The organism is Curtobacterium sp. PvP017 (assembly GCF_054060195.1).
The window spans coordinates 772,015-796,314 of sequence record NZ_JBSSCY010000001.1 but is presented as its reverse complement, the minus strand read 5'-3'; the positions used below and the strand labels follow the sequence as shown (position 1 = coordinate 796,314).

Here is a 24,300-nt window from a genome sequence, read left to right as displayed (position 1 = left end):
CACCACCCCCCCCCAACCACCCCGGGGGGCCCCCCCGGGCGCGGGGGGGGCCCCGCCGGGGGGCCCCCCCCCCCCGGGGGGGCGGGGGGGGGGGGGGGGGCCCCCCCCCGCGCCTCCCGTCCGTGAGACTGGTCACGTGGAACGACGTGAGCAGATCCTGGTGGCCGCTGCGGAGGAGTTCGACCGCGTCGGCTTCGCCGCCGCGACGATCGCGGCCATCGCCCGCGGAGCGGGCGTCTCGCAGGGAGCCTTGTACTTCCACTTCCCGACCAAGCTGGCCCTGGCGCTCGGCGTGATCGACGAGCAGAACGTCCGCACCTTCGACGTCGTCAGCCACACCGAGCAGTCGCCCGCAGCCGCCCTGGTCGGCGCCTCACACGCCATCGCGGACCTGCTGCGGACCGACCCGATCGTGCGGGCGGGCATCCGGCTGTCGCTGGAGCGCGGCGAGTTCCACGCGGCGACGGTCAGCTTCTACGAGCAGTGGATCGGCGGGATCGTCGACGTGTTCCGGCTGGCGATCGCGGCCGGTGAGCTCCGCACCGACCTGACCGCTGAGCAGCTCGGCGCCACCGTCGTGCCCTACTTCACCGGGGTGCAACTCGTGTCCGACGTCCGCACCGGGCGTTCGGACCTGTTCCCGGCCGTCGCGACGATGTGGCGGGTCGTGCTGACGGCCACGGCGGACCCGGCGCACCGCGACCGACTGCTCGGGGTGGTGGACGAGACGTTCAGCGGTCGTGGAGTTCGCGGTCGCGGAACCACTTGAGCAGCCACGCGGCGCTCGTGCGGTCGAACGACCGTGGGAAGTCCGTCTCGCCGGACAGGAACGGACTGAAGCCCGGCTCCGCGTGGACGTCCGCGTCGTCGAGCGAGCGGTAGGCCATCGACCATCCGTCGAAGCGTCGTCGCTCGATGTCCTCGCGGATGAGCGACTTCACCTCGCCGTGCCGCGGATCACGGCTGATGGCGGCGAACCGGTCGTCGACGCTCCACGCCGGACCCTCGAGCAACTGCATGAAGCGGCCGCCCTTCACGACGAGCAATCCGGAGACGCCGAGCGCCTCGTTGCGGAGCCGTGAGCCGTCCAGCAGCGTCGCCAGGTCGCCGTCGTCGAAGGGGACGACGGCGCGACTCATGTAGACGATGGAGACGAGCACGGGTCCATCTTCGTGCGACGGTCCCGATTGCGCGAAACGGATGTCCGCAGAACGCCCCGGGACTCAGTCGGCGGGGAGCTCGTGGGCCGTGACGTCCTCGTTGCGCTTCTTCCGCCACGGACGCGCCGGGGTGTTCGGGCCGTCCCAGACCAGGATCGCGCCCCACGCGGCGGCCAGCAGCGGCACCGAGATGATGGCCCCGGTGATGCCGGCCAGGACGGTGCCCGCGGTCAGGCCGATCAGGATGACCAGGCCGTGCAGCTTCAGCGTGCGACCCATCAGGACCGGCTGCAGGAAGTTGCCCTCGAGCTGGTTCACCAGGATCACGATGCCGACCACGATGAGCGCCTGGACCGGGCCGAGCGCGACGAGTGCGACGAGGGCTGCGAGGATGCCGGCCGCGGTCGCACCGACGATCGGGATGAAGGCGGTGATGAACACGACGACGGCCAGGGGGAGCGCGAGCGGGACACCGACGATCGCGATGCCGACACCGATGCCGATGGCGTCGACGGCGGCGACCGTGGCCGTGCCGCGGACGTACCCGCCGAGGGTCGACACCACGCGGTCGCCGACCCGGCGTGCACGCGCGTACCGCTCACCCGTGAACGGACGGAGCAGGAACTCCCAGATGCTCGGGCCGTCCTTGAGGAAGAAGAACAGCACCACGATCATCAGCACCAGGCCGGTCAGGAAGTTCGCGGTGGCCGAGGCGCCGGCCAGGGCGCCGGAGCCGAACTGCGCGCTCGTGACGAAGTCGGTGACGGACGCCACCGCGTCGTCGACCTGCTTGTCCGAGATCGAGATCGGCAGGTTCTTCGCGAAGTCCTGCAACTGCTGGAACCCGTCGACGGCCGACTTCTGCAGCTGCGACCACTGGTTCTCGACCGCGACGACGATCAGCCAGCCGACCAGGCCCAGCACCGCGAGGACGCCGATGAGCACCGCGAGGGTCGCCAGCACCGACGGCACCCGGTGCTTGCGGAGCCAGGACACGACCGGGTGCATGGCCGAGGCGATGATGAGCGCGAGCAGCACCGGGATGGTGACGACGCTCAGGACGCTGCCGGCGTAGACGACGCCCGCGATGACCACCACGACGATGATCAGCTGCAGGCAGCGCGTCGCGAGACGGCCCGCTGAGTCGGACCACGCCGCCTGGATCTTCGAGGGGGTGGTCGGCTGGGGGCTGTCGCGGAAGAACGGCATGGGATCGACCGTACCGATCCGCGGGGCGGCGCGCCCGGACCCACGCACGGACGCGCGCCCGGGATCGCGGCTCAGGTGGGGACGGTCCGCCGCACGTCGGCGTCACGGGCGGCGGGCGCGACGACGAAGGCGGCGACGAGCAGCACGAGGGGCACCAGCATCGCCGCCTGCAGCCCGAGGTGCTCGCCGACGAAGCCGAGCAGCGGCGGCCCGACCAGGAACGCGATGTACCCGGCGGTGGCGACGACCGACACGCGGTGGTCCCCGTCGGTCGGGTGGTCACCCGCTGCCGAGATCGCGAGTGGGAACCCGAGGGCGATGCCGAGCCCCCACACGGCCGCGGCGATCGCCGTGACGACCGGACTCGGCGAGACCACCACGAGCAGGACCCCGATCCCGCCGACCGCGGCGCAGAGCCGGACGACCCGACCCCGCCCGAGTCGCGTGACGAGCGGGGTACCGGCCGACCGGCCGACGAGCATGGCGAGCGCGAACCCGGTGAAGACCAGCGAGCCGACCGCTTCCGGGGCGTCGTGGTCGGTCGTCATCAGGAGCGGGAGCCAGTCGCTGGCGGCACCCTCGGCGAAGGCCATCGCGAGCGTGATCACCGCGACGAGGGCGAGCTGCACGGTGATGACGGATCGGCGGGTCGCCGTGGTGACGCGGGACGCGCCGACGGTCTCTGCGGCGTCGGCTCCGTCCGTCTGTGCCGCGGCACGCGGGAGCGGCTGCAGGTTGCGCGCAGCGAAGGCCGCGAGTGCCGCCATCACCACCGCCCCGACGAGCAGGTGCACGGCCACCGGTGTCCGGGCAGCCGTCATCGCGATGCCGACGACCCCGCCGACGACGGTTCCCAGGCTGAAGCAGGCGTGCAGCACCGGCACCACCGGGCGGCCGATGTGCCGTTCGACCGCGGCGGCCTCGACGTTGAGGCCGATCTCGGCGACTCCGGACCCGAACCCGATCAGGAACAGCCCCGCCCAGACACCCGCCGGCACCTGCGCCGGGGCCAGCAGGGCGACGAGGACCATGCCGATCACGGGCAGCGCGCCACCGAGCAGGATCAACGGTCGCGTCCCGAGCCGTCGGACGAGCGCACCGGCACCGAGGATCCCGATCATCGACCCGATCGACAGCCCGAGCAGCACGAGCCCCATCGCCTCGATCGACGCCCCGAGTTCGTCGCGGATGGCGGGCGTCCTGGTCACCCACGTGGCGATGCCGAAGCCGGTCATCGTCGACGTGGCGAACAGGGCCCCTCGAGGGTGCCGGGTCATGTGACCATCTGATCGGTCGACCGACGGCCCGTCAAGGGCAGCCGCGCTCGCCGACGCCCGTCGTGCCAGGTGCCGCCTAGGATCGGGCACATGGCGACCGTCCTCCTCGTCCGACACGGACGCACCACCGCGAACGCCACGGGCGTGCTCGCCGGACGCACCGCCGGCGTGCGACTCGACGCCGTCGGGCGGGAGCAGGCCGCCCGGACCGCCGACCGCATCGGCGCCGTCCCCCTCGCCGCCGTCGTCTCGAGCCCGCTCGAACGGTGCCGGCAGACGGCCCGGGCGATCCTGGAGCGGCAGTCGGGCGACCCCGCGTCGGCGATCGAGCGGGCGATCACCGAGGCCGACTACGGCGAGTGGCAGGGGCGGAAGCTCGTCGACCTGTCGAAGGAGCCGCTGTGGCGGACGGTGCAGGCGAACCCGAGCGCCGTGGTGTTCCCCGGCGGCGAGTCCATGCAGACCATGCAGTCCCGGGCGGTGTCGGCGGTCCGCCGCATCGACGCCGAGGTCGAGGCGGCGCACGGTCCCGGCGCGGTCTGGGTCGCGGTGAGCCACGGTGACATCATCAAGTCCGTCCTCGCCGACGCGTTCGGCATGCACCTCGACCTGTTCCAGCGCATCGGTGTCGGACCGGCGTCGGTGTCCGTCGTCCGGTACGGCGAGCACCGCCCCGAGGTGGTCGCGACGAACACCGAGTCCGGCGATCTGTCGTGGCTCGCGACCGCTCCGGCGCCGAGCGGGGACGCGGCGGTCGGCGGCGGGGCCGGACACCCGGAGGCCCCGTCCGAGCCAGGTCCTGCCAGACCCTGAACGGGCGCAGGCCCGCACTCCTACAATGCGGGTATGCCCTCCATCGTCCACGGCTTCGACTGGCCGGACCGCCTCGTCGTCGGCACCATCGGCCGTCCGGGCGAGCGCTCGTTCTACCTGCAGGCCCGATCCGGCAAGCGCGTCACCAGCGTCGCCCTCGAGAAGGAGCAGACCGCGGTGCTCGCCGAGAAGATCGACGAGCTGCTGGACGAGGTCCCCACGGTCGAGGCGAACCGCTTCAGCGTGCCGGACACCGCTCCCGTCGAACTCCGTGACCCGGAGCCCCTGGACCAGCCGGTGGAACCGGAGTTCCGTGCCGGTGCCCTGAGCCTGGGCTTCGACCCGTCGACGGCGCAGGTGGTCATCGAGGCGTACCCGATCGACGACGACGTCGAGATCGTGTCCGAGGAGAGCGAGGACGGCATCGAGATTGAGGCGGTCGTCGAGATCCCCGAACCCGACGAGCTCTTCCAGGTCAAGATCCCGGTCGGCACCGCCCGTGCGTTCGTCGAGCGCACGCGCGAGATCGTCGCCGCCGGCCGTCGGCCCGGCGACGCATGAGCGACGGCTCACTGAACATCACGGCGCGGATCCGCGAGGCCTCGAACGCGACGTTCCTGGCCGAACTGGACGGCGAGGCAGTCGTCTACAAGCCGATCGAGGGGGAGCGCCCGCTCTGGGACTTCCCGGACGGCACACTCGCCGGCCGCGAGGTCGGGGCGCACCTCGTGTCCGAGGCGTTCGGCTGGGGGATCGTCCCGCCGACCTGGCTCGGTGACGGCCCGTTCGGCCCCGGCATGGTGCAGCGCTGGCAGACGATCGACCCGGATCAGGACGCGGTCGACCTCGTCGCGCCCGAGGTCGCCGAGGCCGACGGGTCACCGTGGCTGCCCGTCCTCGAGGCGATCGACGAGCACGACCAGCCGGTGACGCTCGTGCACGAGGACTCCGAGGCGTTGCGTCGCATGGCCGTCTTCGACGTCGTCGTGAACAACGCCGACCGCAAGGGCGGGCACGTGCTGGCCATGCCCGACGGCCACCGATTCGGGGTCGACCACGGGCTGGCGTTCCACGTCGAGCACAAGCTCCGCACGGTGCTGTGGGGGTGGATCGGCGAGCCGCTCGGCCCGGACGAACTCGAGGGGCTCGACCGGGTGTCGGAAGCGCTCCGCGGTGCCCTGGGCGACGAACTCGCCGAGCACCTGACACCGGAAGAGGTCGACACGCTGCGTGCGCGGTGCGCGGCACTGCGGGCCGTCGGCATCTTCCCGCCACCGCCGGGGCACGGCCCCGCGGTGCCGTGGCCGTTGTTCTGACACGCCCGGCGGACCTGGCGGACCTGGCGGACGTGGCGGACCGTGCGGCTCCCGTGGCCCGTCGGATCCGGGTCGGTGGGGCCCGTCGGGTCCGGACCCCACCGACCGGTCCGCGTCCGTGATCCGTGGACGCGGACACCCGTGGCGTCCGGTGGCGTGCGCCGTTGCACTCCGGGACCCCGCGGGAGTCGACCGGTCGAGAACGGATCAGGTGCACTCGGCCGACCGCTTCCGGCACACCGACGACGTCGGCGCAGGAAGAACGATCACGGCGGCCGGGGTCTGGGGCAACTGTGGTGGCGCTCAGCATACGTCTGCGGCACCTCGCGCAACAGCCCCTGTCGAGACCGTCTCGGTGGTCAGTCGAACAGCGACGGCCCGCCGTGGCGCGAGCCCAGGTACGACCCCACGACGGCGACGCCGAGGTCGTCGTTCTCCGGAGCGACGACGGAGCCGTCCACCCGCTTCGCCATGGCGTCGATGAACCTCGCCAGCCCCGGGTCGTCCCCGAGGCGGAAGAACGTCGTCTGGGCGCCGAGTCGCCCGGCGTTCTCGAGTTCGCGCACGGTCAGCGCGATCGTCACGGGGTCCGGCGGGTAGTCGAACCACACCTGCCCGTTCGGCTCGAGGTGCGACGTCGGTTCACCGTCGGTGACGATGAGCAGGACGGGTTGCGCGGTCGGGTGCTTCCGGAAGTGCCGGTTGGCGAGCAGCAGCGCGTGGTGCAGGTTCGTGCCCTTGTCCCACATGGCGTCGAGACCGACGAGCTGCTCGATGTCCACCACCTCGGCTTCGCGACCGAACGCGATGAGCTGCAGGTCGTCGCCGCGGAACCGTGTCGACACCAGGGTGTGCAACGCCAGGGCCGTGCGCTTCATCGGCACCCAGCGGTCCTCCATCGCCATCGAGAACGACGTGTCGACGAGCAGCGCGACGCAGGCCTGCGTGCGGGCCTCCGTCTCCTGCACCTCGACGTCGTCGATGCTCAGGCGGACGCCGGGGCCGACCCGGCCGGTGGCGGCGGTCCGGGTCAGGGCGTTCGTGATCGACCGGGTGACGTCCCACGGCTCGGTGTCGCCGTACGCCCACTGCCGGGTCGCACCGGACGGTTCGCCGGCCGCGCCGGACTGCCGGACGTCCCGTGCACCCTGTCGGCCGGACATCCGCTCGGCGACGTCGCGGAGCAGGCTCTTGCCGAGCTGTCGCATCGCCTTCGGGGTGAGCCGGAGCTGTCCGTCGGCTCCGCGGCGCATCGCCCCGGAGTTCCGCAGGGCCTTCTCGAGCTGCTGCAGGGTCTTGGCGTCGACGGCCGCCTCGGCGCCGAGTTGCCGGGTCAGGGCGTCGAGGTCCAGGTCGTCGAGCTCGGAGCCGGGTCCGGACTGGGCGAGCTGGTCGGCGAGCGCGTCGAGGTCGGCGATGTCCTGGAAGACCCCGGTGCCGTCGCCGAGTCCGAGGCCCTGCTCGCCGTCCATGCGCTCGGACCCGCCCCAGTCCTCACCGGGGCGCAGCGACCGCAGGGTGCCGTCGAGCTGGGACAGCTGCCCCATCAGGTCGGGGGAGCCGAAGGCCTGCTGGGCGAGCGCGTCGAGTTCGTCGCGCTGCTCCTGCGTCATCGAGTTCCGCATCCGCTGGGCGGCTGCGGCCCGTGCGGCGAGGTCGTCGAGCAACTCCTCGACGTTCGCGGGACCCGACGGGAAGTACTCGCCGTGCTTCGCCATGAACTCGTCGAACTGCTCCTGCGTGTCGGTGCCGGCGCGGTGGTCCTCGAGCAGCTGGTTGAGGTCCTGCATCATCGCGCTGACGGCGGCGCGGTCCTCGTCCGTGGCACCCTCGAGCGCCTGCTTCATGCCCGCGAAGCGCTGGTCGAGCACCTCGCGTCCGAGCAGGTCCTTGATCTCGTCGTACTTCTGCCGGGCCTCGCGGCTCGTCCAGTCGTAGTCGCCGAGCTCCTGCACGGCGGCGGCCGGCGACGGGGACAGGCTGTCGAGCTGCATCTCCGCCAGGGCGCGGTCCCCGTCGTCGAGGTCGACGTTGCGGGCGAGTTCGCCGCGTTCGGCACGGAGCGCCTGGTCGAGCAGTTCGCGGACCTGCTGGAGCGTGCCGTCGAGGTTGTTCTTCGCGGTGAGTTCTCGTCGCCGTTCCGCGACCTTGCGCGCGAGGTCGTCGAGCCCGCGCTGCGTCCGGCCGCCACGGCGCAGGAACTCCCGCATCGCGCGCTCGGGCGACGTGCCGGCCATCACGTCCTGCCCGATGGCGTCGAGTGCTTCGGCGAGGTCGGCGGGCGGCGCGAGCGGGTCCGGACCGTCGGTGTACCTGCCGTACCGGGTGTCCCGCGTCAGGCGACGGTTCTGCCTAGCCATAGACGGCTTCGCCCCCGCCGGACTCTTTGCTGATGCGGCGGGCGAGGAAGAGCCCCTCGAGCGCGAGTTCGATCGCACCCGCGCGCTCGCCGTCGTTCGTGGCACCGAGGCGCTCGCACACCTGGTCGTACAGGTCGGACTCGCCGATCGACGGCAGCCCCTCGAGGAACGCCCGTGCCCCGACCTGCTCGCCCGTCGTCACCATCGTCCCACCGTCGAGCGCCTCGACGAGCACCCCGAAGTCCAGCCCGCGGAACCGGGCACGCACCGTCTCCGCCGTGGCGGTCCGCAGCAGGTGCTCGAGCACCTCGTCCGCGCGGTCCTCCTCGCCGTTCTCGAACTCGATCTTGCCGCCGAGCACGTCGACCGCCGTCTCGAGGTCGATCGGCCGTGCGACGGCGTCCGGCTCACCCTGCCGTGCCGCGCGGTGCACGGCCGCCGCGGCGACCGTCTCGGCGCCGGCGATCGCGAACCGGGCGCTGACACCGCTGCGCTGGTCGACCGCGCTCGACCCGCGCAGCGCACGGGTGAAGCGGGCCAGGATCTCGACGATCGCGTCCGGCACCTCGGCGGTCAGCTGCGCCTCCTGCCGGATGACGGCGATCTCGTCCTCGAGTTCGATCGGGTAGTGGGTCCGGATCTCCGCGCCGAAGCGGTCCTTCAGCGGTGTGATGATCCGGCCGCGGTTCGTGTAGTCCTCCGGGTTCGCGCTGGCCACCACGAGCACGTCGAGGGGGAGCCGGAGCACGTAGCCGCGGATCTGGACGTCGCGTTCCTCCATCACGTTGAGCATCGCGACCTGGATGCGTTCGGCTAGGTCCGGCAGCTCGTTGATGGCGACGATGCCGCGGTGGCCGCGGGGGACGAGTCCGAAGTGGATGGTCTCCGGGTCGCCCAGGCTGCGCCCCTCGGCGACCTTCATCGGGTCGACGTCGCCGATCAGGTCGGCGACGCTCGTGTCCGGTGTCGCGAGCTTCTCGACGTAGCGGTCGTCGCGGTGGCGCCACGAGATCGGCAGGGCGTCACCGAGGTCCTCGGCCCGGCGGGCGCTCGCGGTGGTGATGGGCTCGTACGGGTGTTCGCCGAGTTCGGAGCCGGTGATCACCGGGGTCCACTCGTCGAGCAGGCCCTGCAGCGTCCGCAGCAGGCGGGTCTTGCCCTGGCCGCGCTCGCCGAGCAGGACGATGTCATGGCCGGCGATGAGGGCACGTTCGAGCTGTGGGATCACGGTCGTCTCGAACCCGTGTAGGCCGGGCCAGGGGTCGTCTCCCGCGCGCAGCGCGGTGAGCAGGTTGTCGCGGATCTCGGCGCGGACCGGCTTCTGGACGTGGCCAGAAGTGCGGAGCTCGCCGACCGTGCGGATGTCGGGTCGGGTCACGTTCTGGACGTTACGCCGTTGCGGACGGGAGGCACGGTGCCAGCTGGCACCGCGCCTCCCGTCCGCTTGTGGGTTTCCATAGCAACCGCAATGATTGGGGCTCCGGCATCGGAGCCGGATTCGATAGGGGGATCCGGCTCCGAGCCGGCCCCGTCGTACCGAATGTGAACCATCTCGCCGATCTCGGCGTAGGTTCCCCTCTCGTGAGCAGCACGAACGGGGCGATCAAGAGCCTGGTCCCCGCCAGGATGGACAGACTGCCGTGGACACGGTTCCACTGGAGTGTCGTCGTCGGACTCGGGGTCTCCTGGATCCTGGACGGTCTGGAGATCCAGATCGTCTCCAACGCGGGATTCCAGGCCGACCTCGACCTGTCGACGCAGCAGGTGACCTCCCTCGGCACGATCTACCTGGTGGGCCAGGTGGTCGGAGCGCTGGTGTTCGGGCGGATGTCCGACCGGCTCGGGCGCCGCAAGCTCTTCATCCTGACGCTCGCGATCTACCTGATCGGTTCCGGCATCGCCGGCCTCGCCCAGGACTTCTGGTTCCTGGCCGCGTTCCGGTTCGTCGCGGGCCTCGGCATCGGCGGCGAGTACGCGGCGATCAACTCGGCGATCGACGAACTCATCCCGGCCAAGTACCGCGGCCACGTCGACATCGCCATCAACGGCACGTACTGGGGCGGCGCAGCGCTCGGCGCCTTCGCGAACATCTACCTGCTCGACACGGCGAACTTCTCCGAGAGCATCGGCTGGCGCATCGGGTTCTTCCTCGGCCCGGTGCTCGGCATCGCGATCATCTTCCTGCGGCGGCACATTCCCGAGAGTCCGCGCTGGCTCATGACCCACGGGCGGGAGGAAGAGGCGGAAGCGACCGTCACCCAGATCGAGGAGGCGGTCGAGAAGTCCACGGGCAAGCGGCTGCCGGACGTCGACGAGTCGAAGGCCATGACCGTGACGCCGACCGACCGCGTCGGGTTCCTGACCATCGCGCGCGTGCTGCTCAAGCAGTACCCGACGCGCACGCTGGTCGGGGCGTCGATGATGATCACGCAGGCGTTCCTCTACAACGCCATCTTCTTCACCTACGCGCTCGTCCTGACGAACTTCTTCGGCCTGAAGACCGCGCAGACGTCGATCTACTTCTTCCCCTTCGCGATCGGCAACCTGCTCGGGCCGATCATCCTCGGTCGGTTCTTCGACACCTGGGGCCGGCGCCAGATGATCTTCCTGACGTACCTGGTGTCCGGGCTCGTCCTGGCGACCTCGGCGTTCCTGTTCCGCGCCGACGCGATCTCGGCGACGGTGCAGGTGGCCTTCTGGTGCGTGTCGTTCTTCTTCGCCTCGGCCGGTGCCTCGAGCGCGTACCTGACGGTGAGCGAGATCTTCCCGCTCGAACTGCGGTCGCAGGCCATCTCGTACTTCTTCGCCCTCGCGCAGGTCTTCGGTGCGATCGCGCCGCTGATCTACGGGGCGTTCATCGGGGACGGATCCTCGCGTGAGCCGCTCTTCTGGGGGTACCTGCTCGGGTCCGCGGTGATGATCGGCGGTGGGGTGATCGCCCTGGTCTTCGGGGTCGATGCCGCCCGGAAGGGGCTCGAGGACGTGACGCAACCGCTCTCGGTCCTGACCGGCGACGCGGAGGAGCAGCGGCGCTGACGCACGGCCTCGGCCATGCAACATTCTGTATGCAGAGTGTTTAGCGGCGCCGTCGACAGGGTGCCACTGTGCCCGCATGGCACTCCTCCACAGCGCGACCCCGACGACGACGATCCACGATGGTGGCGGCGCCCCCGCCGGGGGCATCCGCCGTGCGTGAGGCTGGCCGCATGGAGAAGTCACCGTTGCGCATCGGTCGGGGCGACCTCGATCCCCGTGGGCTGCGGCGCAGCCTGCTGCGCGACGCGGTGTTCCTCCGTCTGCTCGACAACGTCCTGCGCGGCGAGTACCGGCGTGGGCAGCGACTCCGGCTCGACACCATCGCCGAGGACATGCAGGTCTCCCGCACCCCGGTGCGCGAAGCCCTCGTCTCCCTCGAGTCGCACCAGCTCGTCACGGTCCAGCGGTACGTCGGCGTCGTGATCACGCAGTGGTCGGTCGACCAGATGACCGAGCGGCTGCGCATCGCACGCGCGATGATCGTCGACCCGGCGGCGAGCGGCACGGGGCCCGACGATCGCTTCGACCACAGCTGGCTCCGCGAGTGCTGGACCGAAGCGGGGGCCTTCGTCGAACTCGCCGCGTGGTTCCTGCGACGGCGCGGCGCCTCGGTGAGCGCCGACTGGATGCTGTCCCAGCGCACCGTCCTCGACATGTTCTTCACGGACGACGTCGCCCTGGCCAACGGGATCGACGCCGTGGTCGACCGAGCGCGGCGACTCGACCTCGTCGACCAGGCCGTGCGGGCAGCGGAGCGCGACGCGGTCGACGACTGCGCGGCGGTGCTGCTCGAGCTCGCCGCGGCGCTCATCGCCCTGCCGGACCGGTTCCGGGTCTCCGTGGCCTCCTGAGCGGGCCACGCTGCGGGTTCGCACAGGTCGGCGTCGCGGCGCACGGATCCGGGGGCCGGTGGCGGATCGCGCACTCGGGTTCGAGGTCGTTCGCACTGGATCGCCAGGGAGCTCCGTGGCAGCCTTGACCGGTTGCCACCCCGGCGCGTCCACCGACGACAGGAGAGCCCGTGCACGATGTCCGCGATCGCTCCCACCGCCTGAACCGAGCCGACGGGATCGCACGCCACGGACGTCTCCGACGGTCTGCACCCCTCCGGACCGTTGCTGCGCTGGTCGCGAGCGTGGTCGCAGTGGCGTTCGTCAGTACCGCCTCCGTGGCGGCCATCGCAGCGAAGCAGGTGACGGACGACCTCGGCGACGGCGTGCAGATCGAGGGTCAGCCGGCGCCGCGGTCGAACGGCACCAAGGCTCCGTCGCTCAGCGCCTACAAGGGCGGCTTCAACATGCTCGTCGTCGGGACGGACAACGACCCGGACCAGTCCGCGGAGTTCGGGGAGCGCGACGCCACCCTCAACGACGTCAACATCCTGCTCCACGTCTCGGCGGACCACACCAACGCGACCGCGGTGAGCATCCCACGCGACCTCGTCACCCCGATCCCCGCGTGCAAGAAGACCGACGGCTCCGGGACGGCATCGGCGATGGCCGCCCAACCCATCAACACCTCGTTCAGCGACGGCGGGCTCAACTGCGTGACCCAGACCGTGCAGGGGCTCACCGGCCTGGACATCCAGTACTCGGCAGCGGTCTCGTTCAACGGTGTCATCGAGATGTCGAACGCGATCGGTGGTGTGCCGGTGTGCGTGGCGCAGCCGATCGAGGACCCGTACACCGGGCTCGACCTGCCCGCCGGCACCTCGACCCTGCAGGGCGACGAGGCCCTCGCCTTCCTGCGGACCCGGCACGGCGTCGGTGACGGCTCCGACCTCGGCCGGATCTCGAGCCAGCAGGTGTTCCTGTCGTCGCTGCTCCGGACCGTGAAGTCGAACGACACCCTCACCTCGCCGACCACCCTGTACAAGCTGGCCCGTGCCGCGGCGTCGAACATGCAGCTGTCCGAGAGCCTGAACGACATCGGCACGATGGTGCAGATGGGTCGAGCGCTGCAGGACCTCCCGCTGTCGCAGGTGAACTTCGTGCAGTACCCGGGCACGACCGGCGGCACCGGGGTCTACGAGGGCAAGGTGCAGCCGACGACGTACCTGGCCGACCGGTTGTTCGCGAAGATCAAGGCGGACCAGTCGTTCTCCCTGGGGGAGGACAGCACGGGCATCGGGTCGGAGACGAACGCGGCGGCGCCGTCCGCTGTTGCCTCGTCGCCCGCGGCTGCTGCGCCGTCGGCTCCGGCGTCCTCGCCCGCGGCTGCCGCGCCGTCGTCACCTGCCGCCGCTGCTCCGACGGCATCCGCGACGCCGGAGACCATCGACGGGCTCGAGGGGCAGTCCGCCGACCAGCAGACCTGTTCCAAGGCCTTCGGCTACTGACCTGGCGGGTCTGGCCCCGCCCCGCGTCTCGCGAAAGCGACAGTCTGCCGCCGAACATCCGCGGCACACTGTCGCGCTGACGGCACAGACCGCGGGCCGTGCCGGGACACTGTCGCTTTCGCGTACTGGTCGGCCGCCATGCCCGGACGCAGAAACGGGGGCGCGGTGGTGGACCGCGCCCCCGGAAGCCACTCCCCGAGCGGGCGCCAGGCAACCGGGCGCGCCGGGCCCGGCTCGGAGAGCGACGTCGGTGCTGTGTCGCGACGACGGGGACGAGCCCCGGAACGTGATTGCCGCGTCTCGACGATGCTATGCACCGGGGTACGCGGCGACAAGGCCGAGCTGTCCCCAATTCGGGGGACCCGTGTTCCGTGACCGTGCCACGCGCGGGGTGCGGTCGGGTCGAGAGTCGCCCGGTCCTCCTGTATGGTGGTCGGAGCGCTCGCGAGAGTGCTTGGAGACGTCGCATAGTCCGGCCGAGTGCACCACCCTGCTAAGGTGGAGTCCCCTTTAGGGGACCGAGGGTTCAAATCCCTCCGTCTCCGCACTCCACGAAACCCCGGTCCGATCGGACCGGGGTTTCGTCGTCTCCGTGGTGGTCTGCGCATCGCACGCACCTGGTTCCGGAAACGGCACCGCGGAACGGCGTGGTGCTGTGTCCGGAACCAGGTTCCGTCGGGCTGCCGTCAGGCCGTCGGGCTGCCGTCAGGCCGTCGCGACGCTCCCTGTCGAGGTCAGCTCGCCGGCCACGCGCGAACGCCCGCGCCGCACGGCACCCATCGCGACGAGCGTCAGGGCCACGGCTGCGAGCGTGATGCCCGCGCCCGCCCAGATCGGCGAGGTGTAGCCGAGCCCGGCGGCGATGGTGAGCCCGCCGATCCAGGCGCCGAGCGCGTTCCCGAGGTTGAACGCGGCGATGTTCGCCCCGCTCGCCAGGGTCGGTGCGTGGTCCGCGTACTGCATCACGCGCGTCTGCAGGGCCGGCACCGTCGCGAACCCGAAGGCACCCATGAGCACGAGTGCGATCACGGTGAGCACGGGCGACGTCGCGACGAGGGCGAACAGTCCGAGCACGACGGTGAGGGCGACCAGCACGACGAGCAGGGTCCGGTCGATCGAGCGTGCGGCGAGCTTGCCGCCGACGAAGTTCCCGACGAACAGCCCGACGCCGAACACCACGAGCAGCCACGGCACCGCCGAGGACGGGAAGCCGGACACCGAGGTCAACGTGTACGCGATGTAGGTGAAGGCCCCGAACATCCCGCCGTAGCCGAGCACGGTCATCCCGAGCGAGAGCCACACCTGGCCGGAGCGGAAGGCGCCGAGCTCGCGTGCCAGTGACGGGGTCTCGGCCGCACGGACGGTGGGGACGAGCACGAGCACACCGACCAGGGCGACGACGCCGATCACGACGATGGCCCAGAAGGTCGAGCGCCAGCCGAGCGCCTGACCGAGGAACGTGCCGAAGGGCACCCCGAGCACGTTCGACGCGGTCAGCCCCGTGAACATCAGGGCGACGGCCGAGGCGCGCTTCGACCGCTCGACCATGTTCGCGGCGACGACGGACCCGATGCCGAAGAACGCACCGTGGCACAGGGCGGCGATGACGCGTCCGGACATCATCACCTCGTAGGTCGGCGCGATCGCGGACAGGGTGTTGCCGACGATGAACAGCACGAGCAGCCCGAGCAGGACGGGCTTGCGGGGGAGTCGGGTCGTGGCGGCGGTCAGGCCGAGCGCTCCGACGATGACGGCGAGTGCGTAGCCGGTGACGAGCCAGCCGGCCGTGGTCTCGGTGACGCTGTAGTCGGCCGCCACCTCGGGCAGCAGGCCGGTGATGACGAACTCGGTCAGTCCGATGCCGAATCCGCCGAGTGCGAGGGCGATGAGTCCCGCGGGCATGGGGGTTCCTTCCGTTGTGCGGTGCAGCTGTGCCGCGTACGCTGGTTGTTGCAGGCGCGGGATATCGATAGTTGCACACGCGGACTATCGGCGCAAGCAACTGCGTGCGCCCGCAACGACCGCGGCACCGATCGCACAGCCGACCAGAAGGAGCCCGATGTCCGTCGACGACACCTCCACCGCCGTCCGCGCCCACGGCTGGCGCACTCTGGCGGCGCTGCACGGTCTGATCGAGACGCGGCTCGAGCGCGCGCTGCGGGACGTCGACCTGTCCGTCGTCGAGTTCACCGTCCTCGACGCCCTGCGCCGGCAGGACGGCTTCCACATGCGCATGCAGCAGCTCGCCCGGGCCGCTGCCCTCAGCCCGAGTGCGACGACTCGCCTGGTCAACCGTCTCGAGGAGCGTGCCTTGCTGACCCGCGTCCTCTGCGCCGATGACCGCCGGGGGATGTACACGGAGCTCACCCACGCGGGTCAGGTGCTGCTCGACCGCGCGACACCGATCCACGCCGCGGCGCTCGAGGGGGCGCTCGCCGAAGCGCGCGAGGTGCCGGAGCTCGAGGAGCTCGCCGTCGCGGTCGACCGGCTCGAGGGTGCCACCGTCTGACCCGTCGACCGGGAGGCTCGGAGCGCCGCCGCCTCGCGTGCTGGGGTCGGCGGGTGGTCGCGTCTCAGGCCCGCGGCGGCCCCGTCGTCGACCGCACGACGAGCGTCGGCGGCACGAGCGTCCGGATCGGCCCTGCCGAGTCCGGCGCCGGCGAACCGATGCGGTCGATCAACCGCGCGGCCGCGAGCCGTCCGACCTCGTCGTTGTGCGGGTCCACCGTCGTCAGGCGCAGCAGGGGTGAGGCGGCGAGGGGTGTCTCGTCGTTGCCCACCACCGAGACGTCCTCGGGTACCCGGAGTCCGGCTTCGTGGACGGCGGCGATCGCGCCCATCGCCATGAGGTCGTTCGCGGCGAACACCGCGGTCAGGTCGGGGTGGTCCTGCAGTGCACGCACCGTGGCCCGGTACCCGGTCTGCTCGGAGGTCGGGCCGTCGCCGTACACCAGTGGCTCGATGCCGGACGCGACCATCTGCGCGACGGTGCCCTCGCGGCGGACCGCAGCCGGGCCTCCCGAGCCGGTGACGTGGACGATGTGGCGGTGACCGAGGCCGATCAGGTGATCCGCTGCCAACCGGCCGCCGGCGGCCTCGTCCGAGGCGACGACGTCGAGTCCGCCGGGCACGTCGGCTCGTGCACCGGCGACGACGACGGGGGTGTCGGCCGGGACGACGAGGTCGGGGAAGCCCTCGGCGGCGAGCACGACGCCGTCGACCCGCAGGGAGACGAGGTCGTCGAACGGCGAGGAGTCGAGGTGGGCGTTCGCGCGGGTGTCCGCCAGGGTGAGTCGCAGGCCGTGCGGTGCGAGCGCGTCGCGGATGCCGTCGAGCAGGGGGACGAACCAGGGGTTGCGGAAGTCGTCGACGATGACCCCGATGGTGCGGGTCCGGGTGCCGGCAAGGATCGCGGCGGCACGGTTGGGGCGGTAGCCGAGTTCGGTGGCCGCTGCGAGCACAGCCGAGCGGCGTGCGTCGGAGACCCCGGGGTCGTCGCGGAGCACCATCGAGACGAGTGACTTCGAGACGCCGGCACGGGTCGCGACGTCGATGATCGTCGGGGGTCGTGACACGCGGCTCCTTGACAGGACATGGGGTGGTCGGGCTACAGTCTACCGACGCGTTCTGGAACGTTCCAGAATCGCACCGTACTTCTCGAAGGAGAGAACCATGAGCGACAGCATCGGCGTCGCCATCATCGGGGCGGGCATGGCGGGCAAGGCCCACATGGCCGCGTGGCGGAACGCCCCCTCACTCTTCGCCCCGACGCTGCCGCCCGTGCGGCTCGTGTCGATCGGCGACGTCTACGAGCCCCTCGCGGCCGAGGCCGCGCAGCGCTTTGGCTACGCACGGCACGACACGGACTGGCGAGCCATCGCCGAGGCCGACGACATCGACGTCGTGAGCGTCGTCGTCGCGAACACGCTGCACCGCGAGATCGTCGAGGGCCTGTTGGCCGCCGGCAAGCACGTCCTGTGCGAGAAGCCGCTGTCGGACTCGCTCGAGGACGCACGGGCGATGGCCACCGCGGCCGCCGAGGCATCGCAGCGCGGGCTCGTCGCCCGTGTCGGCTTCACCTACCGTCGCGCTCCCGGCCTCGCCGCGATCAAGCAGCTCGTCGAGGACGGCACGCTCGGTCGCGTCCTGCACGTCTCCGGTCGCTACTGGACCGACTACGGCTCCTCGCCCGACGTGCCCTTCTCGTGGCGCTTCGCGGGTGCCCCCGGCACCGGCGCCCTCGCCGACGTCGGCTCGCACCTGGCGTACGTGGCCGAGTTCCTGGCCGGCGAGGTGCAGAGCGTCAACGGCGGCCTGTTCACGACCGCCATCACGAAGCGCCCGATCGCCGCCGGGTTCGCCCTGCGCGGCCAGGCCGTCCCGCTGACGGGGGAGTTCGCGGACGTCGAGAACGACGACTACGCCACCTTCAACGCACGCTTCGGCGACGGCTCCGTGGTGGGCTCGCTCGAGGTGTCCCGGGTCGCCACCGCGCACCCGAACGGCCTGGTCGTCGAGGTCTTCTGCGAGAACGGTGCTGCCCGCTGGGACCAGGAGCGCGCCTCGGAGATCGGCCTCGCGCTGCAGGCCGACGGCTCGCGCCTGGGCGGGTACCGCCAGGTCGTCCTCGGCCCGGACCACCCCTACGTCGCCGGCGGCATGGCGATGGACGCCCCCGGTGTCGGCTGGGGACAGAACCAGATGTTCGAGTACCAGGCCCGCGCGTTCCTCGACGAGGTCGCCGGCGTCGCCGACCCGCTGCCGGCGAACGCCACGTTCGACGACGGTGTGCACAACATGGAGATCCTCGACGCGGTGGCCCGGTCCGCCGCGGCCGGCGGGGCCGCCCTCGACGTGCCGCCCGTCCGCACCACCGAAGGAGCACACGCATGAAGCTCGGGCTGTACAACGCGATCTTCCACGACCGACCGCTCGCCGACGCCCTGGCGGCGATCGCGGGCAACGGCCTGACGGGCATCGAGCTGAACACCGGTGGGTTCCTGCCCCCGGTGCACGTGCCGGACATCGACGCGATCCTCGAGTCCGACGAGGCCCGCGACGCCTTCCTCGCCCAGTTCGAGGGCACCGGGGTCTCGATCGCCGGCCTGAACTGCAACGGCAACCCGCTGCACCCGGACCGTGCGATCGGCGACGCCCACGCCGAGGACGTCCGGCGCAGCATCCGCCTCGCCGCACGCCTCGGCCAGGACCGCGTCGTCACGATGTCGGGGCTGCCCGCGGGCGAGCCCGGCGGCACACGACCGAACTGGATCGTGAACGCCTGGAACTCCGCCGCACTCGACGTCATCGAGTACCAGTGGAGCATCGCGGTGCCGTTCTGGCAGGAGATCGACGCCCTGGCCTGCGAGCACGGCGTGAAGGTCGCGCTCGAGCTGCACCCGCAGAACGTCGTGTTCAACCCGGCGACGATCCGCGAGCTCGTGCAGCGCGGCGGCCTGACGAACGTCGGCGTCGAACTCGACGCGAGTCACCTGTTCTGGCAGCAGATGGACCCGGTGGCGGTCGTCCGCGACCTCGGCGACCTGGTCGTCCACGCCGCTGCGAAGGACGTCCGGATCAACCCGCACGCGGCGATCAACGGCGTGCTCGACAACTCGTTCCGTCGGCTGTCGCCGGACGAGCCGCGCACGAACCTCGGTGGCGACGAGTGGGCCAACGAGTGGCCGAAGCCGTCCGCGTGGGACTTCGTCGCCCTCGGCAAGGGCCACGACGAGGCGTACTGGTCGGCGTTCCTCGAGGCCCTGCGCGAGGTGGACCCGGACATGTGGGTCAACATCGAGCACGAGGACACCGAGCTCGGTCGCGAAGAAGGGGTCGCGGTCGCCGCGGAGGTCCTGCGCGCAGCCGACGCGGCGCTCGCGACGCGCGCGTGAGCCGCTCCTGAGACGCACCACGCGATCCGGACGGGAGGCCCGCGGCACGTGCGCCGACCGGCGAACGTCCCACGGGCCTCCCGTCCACTGCGCATCGGTGACACGCCCACCGGGCGCTGTCACCGGACCGAGGTAGCATGCACGACACCTGTCCCGAGACGAGGAGCCCTGCGTGCCGGAGCCGACCGACCCCGCCTTCCCCCTCGAGCGCATCCGAGAGGTCGGCGACGCGATCGTCGCGTCCGTGTCGACGGTCATCGACGGCAAGACGGAGGCGATCCGCACCGCGCTCACCGTGATGCTCGCCGAGGGGCACCTGCTCGTCGAGGACGTCCCCGGCGTCGGCAAGACGGTCCTCGCGAAGGCGCTCGGCGCCTCGGTGGGCGGCTCGGTGAACCGCATCCAGTTCACGTCGGACATGCTGCCGTCGGACGTCACCGGGGTGAACATCTTCGACCAGTCCTCGAGCACGTTCCGGTTCTCACCGGGGCCGGTGTTCGCGAACGTCGTCATCGGCGACGAGATCAACCGCACGAGCCCGAAGACCCAGTCCGCCCTGCTCGAGGCGATGGCCGAGTCGCAGGTGACCGTCGACGGCGTGACCCGACAGCTCGACCGGCCGTTCATGATCGTGGCGACGCAGAACCCGATCGACATGGAGGGCACCTACCCGTTGCCCGAGGCGCAGCGCGACCGCTTCATGGCGCGCATCGCGATGGGGTACCCGAGCGTCGACGCCGAACGGCAGATGCTGGCGAACCGTGGCGGTGGCGATCCGCTGTCGCACCTGCGTCCGATCGTCGACGTCACCACCCTGCGCGCGATCATCGAGGCCGTCGCGAACGTCCACATCGCCCCCGACGTCGAGGCGTACGTCATCGCGATCGTCCGCTCCACGCGCACCCACCCCGACCTGGTGCTCGGCGCCAGCCCCCGCGCGACACTGCACCTGGCGCAGGCGGCTCGTGCCCACGCGGCGCTGCTCGGCCGGCCGTTCGTCACCCCGGACGACGTCGCCGCCCTGGCACCGATCGTGCTCGCACACCGGCTCGTGCCGGTGGCCCGCGGGCTCGGCGGCACGGGCGAGGACACCGTGCGCGAGATCGTCGTCCGCGTCGTCTCCGACACCGCCGTGCCGTTCACGGCGACTCCCGTCCGCTCCTGATGCCCGGCCGATCGGCACCGTCGTCGCTGCTGCGGCGCACCGGTGCCGCGCGCTCGACGCTCGGGCGCTTCGGCCGCCGCGGGCTGTCGCTGCTCCGGCGGACGCCGTTCCCCCGCCCGACCGTGCGCGGCTGGACCGTCATCGCGATCGGCATCGGGCTGGTCGGCGGCGGACTCGTGGGCACCACCAGCGTCGCCGTGTCGGCCGGTCTGCTGCTGCTCGTGCTCGTCGTGCTCGGCATCGTGATGGCGTTCGTGGTCGCCGCGCCGCTCCGGGGCAGCCGGAGCACGGCCCGCGCGATCGTGCAGGTCGGCGAGGTCTACCGCGAGCGCATCACCCTCGGCAGCACCAGTCTGCCGATCGGTCCGCGATCGACCCTGCTCGTCCGCGAACAGCTCGAGGACGCCTTCGCGAGCGTGTCCGAGGCCGAGACGTACGCCCAGGTCGGACCCGGGCTGCCGCCGGCGGTGCTCGACGTCGAGGCGCTCGCCATGCACCGCGGCCGCACGCTGGTCGGACCCGTCACCATCCGGGTCGAGGACCCCTTCGGCCTGCTCCGCATCGACCGCCCGGTCGTCCCAGCAGAAGAAGTCGTCGTCGTCCCCGCGAGCGCACCCCTCACCGCGATCGACACCGGCGCCCTGGCCGGTGCCGTCTCCGCCGACGAAGGGCGGGTCGGGCAGGGTGGGTCCGCCGACGACAGCGAACTCCGGCCGTACCGTCCCGGCGACCCGATCCGTCGGGTGCACTGGGCGCAGAGCGCTCGTCGCGGCGAACTGCACGTCCGGCAGACCACGCAGGCGCAACCGCCCGAGGCCGTCATCGCACTCGACGTCCGGCGCGAGTCGTACCAGGGCCTCGGGCGCGAGGACCTGGCGGAGCTGTCCGACCTGGGCGGTGACCAGGCCTTCGAACACGCGGTCGTCGTCGCCGCCAGTGTGGCCCGCGCCCTCGCTGCCCGCACCTCGCGCGTCGTGCTCGTCAGCGACGGCCCGTCGGGCAGCACCCGCCACGCCGGCGACGTCGGCGGCCTCACCGACGTGCTCGTCGGACTCGCCGACGTCCGACTCCGCAGCGACGCCCGCCCGGTGACCGAGGTCCTGCCCGAGGTACGTGGACGGGACGTGCACGGCATGACCGCCGTCGTCACCGGCAACTGCACCGCCGAGCAGGCGGCCGAACTCGTGGCGGCGACGAGCGGATCGAGCCGCGGGATCATGGCGACGATCGTGCCGCCCGACCCCGTCGTCCGGGGGATCCTCGACCGCGGCGGCTGGCGCACCCTGGTGGTGCCGGTGGTCGGGGCGACCGCGTCCGGAGCCACCCGGTGAGCGGCACCGCTGCGCCGTCGCGACGACCCGTCGACGTGCGCGAGGTCCTGGACCGCGACGACGACACCCGCGACACCCCCAGCACCTGGGTCGTCGCACTCGCCCCCGTCCCGGTGCTCGTCGCCGCACTCGCGATCCGTCCACTCGTGCAGGGCACCGACTGGTGGGTGTCCGGCGTCGTGGTCGTCGCGGTGCTCGTGGCCGTCATGCTCGCGGTGCGCCGCCGGCCCCCAGGCATCCGGTTCGTCGCGCTCGTCGCCACCCTCGTGCTGTGCTCGTGCGCCGCCGCCCTGGTCAACGACGTGCAACCCCTCGGCTGGTTGGACGCCGACGGGGCGTTGGGCGAGACGCTCGCGGCCATCCGCCTGAACCCCGCTCCCTTGCCGCAGACCGACGCGATCCGTCTGGTCGTGACCGTGTCGATCGCCTGGGTGGCGGGTGTCTCGCTCTTCCTCGCCGCCATCGCCCGGATCCCGTCGCTCGCGGCCGCGCCGGCGCTCGTGATCCTCATCGTCCCGGGCATCATCACCGGACAGCCGGCGGGCACCGCCCTCGTGGTCACCACGGCGGTCGCCTTCCTCGCCCTGCTGTGGCTGTCCGTCCGGCCCGTGCAACGTGCGGTGCCGGCCGCGGTCGTCGGCGCGATCGGACTCGTCGTGGCGATCGGCCTGCCCGCGATCGTGCCGCTCAACGCGAGCTGGCTGTCCGGCGTCACCGGTGCCGTCCAATCGCCGATCCAGCCCGGTCGCCCCGGCACCCTGCTCGAGCTCGGCAACGACCTGCGGCAGCCGAGCGAGCTCGAGGTGCTCCGCTACCGGTCGTCCGACGGCCAGCCCGAGTACCTCAAGCTCGCCGACCTGGACGAGTTCGGTACCGGGGACTGGGTACCGACGGTCACCAACGCCGCCGATGCCGACACCGCCGACCAGCAGCAGTGGGCCGAGGGCGTGAACCCCCGGCTGGCGACGCGCGGCGACGTCACGGTCCGGATCACCGGGTTGTCCAGCACCTACCTGCCGGTGCCGTCCGGCGCGGTGTCGATCGATTCGCGGTCCACCAACCTCGACCTGTCCCAGTGGCGCTGGATGGGTGCCTCGAGCACCGTGCGGTCGACCGGTCCGGCCACGCCACGCGGTGCCACGTACGAGGTCTACGGCGCCTCGACCTTCGCCAACGCGTACCTCGACGCCGTCGCGGCCTCGGGCGCCCTGTCCCGTACCGACGGCCGGGGGTTCCGCGAGCCGAGCGGAGACCAGCTGCAGACCGACCTGACCCTGCCGGACGACCTGCCCGGGAACATCTCGTCGACGGCCGAACGGGTGGCCGGGGCCTCATCCGACGACTACGCCCGGGCCCGCGCGCTCGAGCAGTGGTTCCGCAGCGACCTGTTCACCTACTCCGAGACCGCCCCCGTCGAGCAGGGCTACGACGGCGACAGCATGGACGTCGTCTCGACCTTCCTGCGGGTGCGTGAGGGGTACTGCGTGCACTTCTCGTCGGCGATGGCCGTGATGGCCCGAACGCTCGGCATCCCGTCCCGCATCGCGGTGGGGTACCGGGCCGGGTCGGCGCAGCCCGACGGTGAGTACGCGGTGTCGAACCGGCAGCTGCACTCCTGGCCCGAGCTGTACATCCAGGGCGCCGGGTGGGTCGCCTTCGAGCCGACGCCGGACTCCGACGCGGCAGCGCAGCCGTCGACGGAACCGACGGCGACCCCGACCCCTGCGACCCCGGAGTCGCCGCTCCCCGCGCCCGAGCAGTCCGCCCCCGCCGAGTCCTCCGCGACGCCGACCCCCTCGGCATCGGCGCTGGCCGGTGCGTCCGGGGCCGCGGGCGGCAGCGGTCCGGCCGGCCTGCTCTTCGGCGCGGCGCTCGTCCTCGCGTTGCTCGTCGCACCCGGTCTGGTCCGCGCGCTCCGGCGGCGATCGCGGTTGTCCGCCGTCGCTGCCGGGCGCTCCCCGGCGGTGAACGCCTGGCGCGAGGCCCTCGACGACGTCGCCGACCACGGGTACGCCCCGGGACTGGCTCCACCGGGCGACGCAGCGGCTGCGGCCCGGACCGCCCGAGCCGTCCTCGGGCGACTCCGTCCGGTGCTGCCGGCCTCGGTGATCCCGCACCTCGACGCCGTGGTCGATGCCGTCGACCGTGAACGGTTCGCGGGCGCCGGGGTCGCCTCGGTCGACGGCGACGCGCTGGTGCGGCACGTGCAGCAGGCGCGGGACGCCCTCGACGCCGCGGTGTCCGGTGGGAGGGTGGTGCGGTCGCGCCTGCTGCCGCCGAGCCTGCTGCCGTCGTCGGCGTGGTCGCACGAGGGCCGTCGCCGCTCCCGTCGCCCGGCCTGACCCCGGCTGGCCGCGGCACCGTGCGGGGATCGCCGGCTGGTGCGAGGTTGGCGGCTCCG

General features: G+C 71.9%; 20 protein-coding genes and 1 tRNA gene. 14 read left to right on the top strand and 7 right to left on the bottom strand.

The window, feature by feature from the left end:
* Positions 1–136: 136 nt before the first annotated feature.
* Complete coding sequence (locus tag ACVKXF_RS03860) at positions 137–769, top strand: ScbR family autoregulator-binding transcription factor (RefSeq protein ID WP_456794889.1); 633 nt, start codon at positions 137–139, stop codon at positions 767–769.
* Here the strand turns inward: ACVKXF_RS03860 and ACVKXF_RS03855 are convergent.
* The 3 genes from ACVKXF_RS03855 to ACVKXF_RS03845 all read right to left on the bottom strand — a co-directional run bounded on the left by ACVKXF_RS03855 (position 732) and on the right by ACVKXF_RS03845 (position 3,646).
* Positions 732–1,160 (bottom strand): BLUF domain-containing protein, encoded by a 429-nt coding sequence (locus ACVKXF_RS03855; RefSeq protein WP_111084665.1) that lies wholly within the window; start codon positions 1,158–1,160, stop codon positions 732–734. The two genes, ACVKXF_RS03860 and ACVKXF_RS03855, sit on opposite strands and share 38 nt — an antisense overlap.
* Positions 1,161–1,223: 63 nt before the next feature.
* Positions 1,224–2,369 carry an AI-2E family transporter gene (locus ACVKXF_RS03850; protein WP_123314181.1) on the bottom strand — a complete coding sequence of 382 codons (1,146 nt, stop codon included), beginning with the start codon at positions 2,367–2,369 and terminating at the stop codon, positions 1,224–1,226.
* Between the two features lie 71 nt (positions 2,370–2,440).
* On the bottom strand, positions 2,441–3,646 hold the full coding sequence (locus tag ACVKXF_RS03845; protein WP_456794888.1) for an MFS transporter: 1,206 nt from the start codon (positions 3,644–3,646) through the stop codon (positions 2,441–2,443).
* A 90-nt stretch (positions 3,647–3,736) separates the two neighbouring features.
* Between ACVKXF_RS03845 and ACVKXF_RS03840 the strand changes: the two genes are divergently transcribed.
* Genes ACVKXF_RS03840 through ACVKXF_RS03830 form a run of 3 tightly spaced genes read left to right on the top strand, consistent with a single transcriptional unit; the run spans position 3,737 to position 5,775 of the window.
* Complete coding sequence (locus ACVKXF_RS03840) at positions 3,737–4,459, top strand: histidine phosphatase family protein (RefSeq protein ID WP_456794887.1); 723 nt, start codon at positions 3,737–3,739, stop codon at positions 4,457–4,459.
* 33 nt (positions 4,460–4,492) lie between these two features.
* The gene (locus tag ACVKXF_RS03835; protein WP_456794886.1) at positions 4,493–5,020 is read left to right on the top strand and encodes a DUF3090 domain-containing protein; all 528 of its coding nucleotides are present in this window, start codon (positions 4,493–4,495) and stop codon (positions 5,018–5,020) included.
* Positions 5,017–5,775: an SCO1664 family protein gene (locus tag ACVKXF_RS03830; RefSeq protein ID WP_340196754.1), complete on the top strand. Its 759-nt coding sequence runs from the start codon at positions 5,017–5,019 to the stop codon at positions 5,773–5,775. The genes ACVKXF_RS03835 and ACVKXF_RS03830 overlap by 4 nt, the downstream gene beginning before the upstream one ends.
* Positions 5,776–6,134: 359 nt before the next feature.
* On the opposite strand, the gene ACVKXF_RS03825 is transcribed toward ACVKXF_RS03830, so the two are convergent.
* Together ACVKXF_RS03825 and ACVKXF_RS03820 are read right to left on the bottom strand one after the other, a co-directional pair.
* Positions 6,135–8,135, bottom strand: a complete 2,001-nt coding sequence (locus ACVKXF_RS03825; protein ID WP_456794885.1) for a vWA domain-containing protein — start codon at positions 8,133–8,135, stop codon at positions 6,135–6,137.
* Positions 8,128–9,513 (bottom strand): MoxR family ATPase, encoded by a 1,386-nt coding sequence (locus ACVKXF_RS03820; protein ID WP_340196756.1) that lies wholly within the window; start codon positions 9,511–9,513, stop codon positions 8,128–8,130. The genes ACVKXF_RS03825 and ACVKXF_RS03820 overlap by 8 nt, the downstream gene beginning before the upstream one ends.
* A gap of 203 nt (positions 9,514–9,716) precedes the next feature.
* Here ACVKXF_RS03820 and ACVKXF_RS03815 point away from each other — a divergent pair, with 203 nt between their 5' ends.
* From ACVKXF_RS03815 to ACVKXF_RS03800, 4 genes are all read left to right on the top strand, one after another.
* Positions 9,717–11,171, top strand: coding sequence for an MFS transporter (locus ACVKXF_RS03815; protein WP_311316894.1), 1,455 nt, complete (start codon positions 9,717–9,719; stop codon positions 11,169–11,171).
* Positions 11,172–11,341: 170 nt separating this feature from the next.
* Complete coding sequence (locus ACVKXF_RS03810; protein ID WP_456794884.1) at positions 11,342–12,022, top strand: GntR family transcriptional regulator; 681 nt, start codon at positions 11,342–11,344, stop codon at positions 12,020–12,022.
* Between the two features lie 293 nt (positions 12,023–12,315).
* Entirely contained in the window at positions 12,316–13,509 is a 1,194-nt protein-coding gene (locus ACVKXF_RS03805; protein WP_456794883.1) for an LCP family protein, read from the top strand.
* Positions 13,510–13,965: 456 nt separating this feature from the next.
* Positions 13,966–14,054 (top strand) — tRNA-Ser (locus ACVKXF_RS03800).
* A gap of 160 nt (positions 14,055–14,214) precedes the next feature.
* Here ACVKXF_RS03800 and ACVKXF_RS03795 read toward each other — a convergent pair.
* On the bottom strand, positions 14,215–15,411 hold the full coding sequence (locus tag ACVKXF_RS03795; RefSeq protein WP_456794882.1) for an MFS transporter: 1,197 nt from the start codon (positions 15,409–15,411) through the stop codon (positions 14,215–14,217).
* 157 nt (positions 15,412–15,568) lie between these two features.
* Between ACVKXF_RS03795 and ACVKXF_RS03790 the strand changes: the two genes are divergently transcribed.
* Positions 15,569–16,018, top strand: a complete 450-nt coding sequence (locus ACVKXF_RS03790) for a MarR family winged helix-turn-helix transcriptional regulator (protein ID WP_123314171.1) — start codon at positions 15,569–15,571, stop codon at positions 16,016–16,018.
* Between the two features lie 64 nt (positions 16,019–16,082).
* On the opposite strand, the gene ACVKXF_RS03785 is transcribed toward ACVKXF_RS03790, so the two are convergent.
* Entirely contained in the window at positions 16,083–17,084 is a 1,002-nt protein-coding gene (locus ACVKXF_RS03785) for a LacI family DNA-binding transcriptional regulator (RefSeq protein ID WP_456794881.1), read from the bottom strand.
* Positions 17,085–17,181: 97 nt separating this feature from the next.
* Here ACVKXF_RS03785 and ACVKXF_RS03780 point away from each other — a divergent pair, with 97 nt between their 5' ends.
* The 5 genes from ACVKXF_RS03780 (at position 17,182) to ACVKXF_RS03760 (ending at position 24,241) form a co-directional block, all read left to right on the top strand.
* Complete coding sequence (locus tag ACVKXF_RS03780; protein WP_456794880.1) at positions 17,182–18,402, top strand: Gfo/Idh/MocA family protein; 1,221 nt, start codon at positions 17,182–17,184, stop codon at positions 18,400–18,402.
* On the top strand, positions 18,399–19,403 hold the full coding sequence (locus tag ACVKXF_RS03775) for a sugar phosphate isomerase/epimerase family protein (RefSeq protein ID WP_456794879.1): 1,005 nt from the start codon (positions 18,399–18,401) through the stop codon (positions 19,401–19,403). Before ACVKXF_RS03780 ends, ACVKXF_RS03775 begins: the two co-directional genes overlap by 4 nt.
* Positions 19,404–19,575: 172 nt before the next feature.
* Positions 19,576–20,568: an AAA family ATPase gene (locus tag ACVKXF_RS03770; RefSeq protein ID WP_456794878.1), complete on the top strand. Its 993-nt coding sequence runs from the start codon at positions 19,576–19,578 to the stop codon at positions 20,566–20,568.
* Complete coding sequence (locus tag ACVKXF_RS03765) at positions 20,568–21,899, top strand: DUF58 domain-containing protein (RefSeq protein WP_456794877.1); 1,332 nt, start codon at positions 20,568–20,570, stop codon at positions 21,897–21,899. The genes ACVKXF_RS03770 and ACVKXF_RS03765 overlap by 1 nt, the downstream gene beginning before the upstream one ends.
* Positions 21,896–24,241 (top strand): transglutaminase family protein, encoded by a 2,346-nt coding sequence (locus ACVKXF_RS03760; RefSeq protein ID WP_456794876.1) that lies wholly within the window; start codon positions 21,896–21,898, stop codon positions 24,239–24,241. Before ACVKXF_RS03765 ends, ACVKXF_RS03760 begins: the two co-directional genes overlap by 4 nt.
* Positions 24,242–24,300 lie beyond the last annotated feature (59 nt).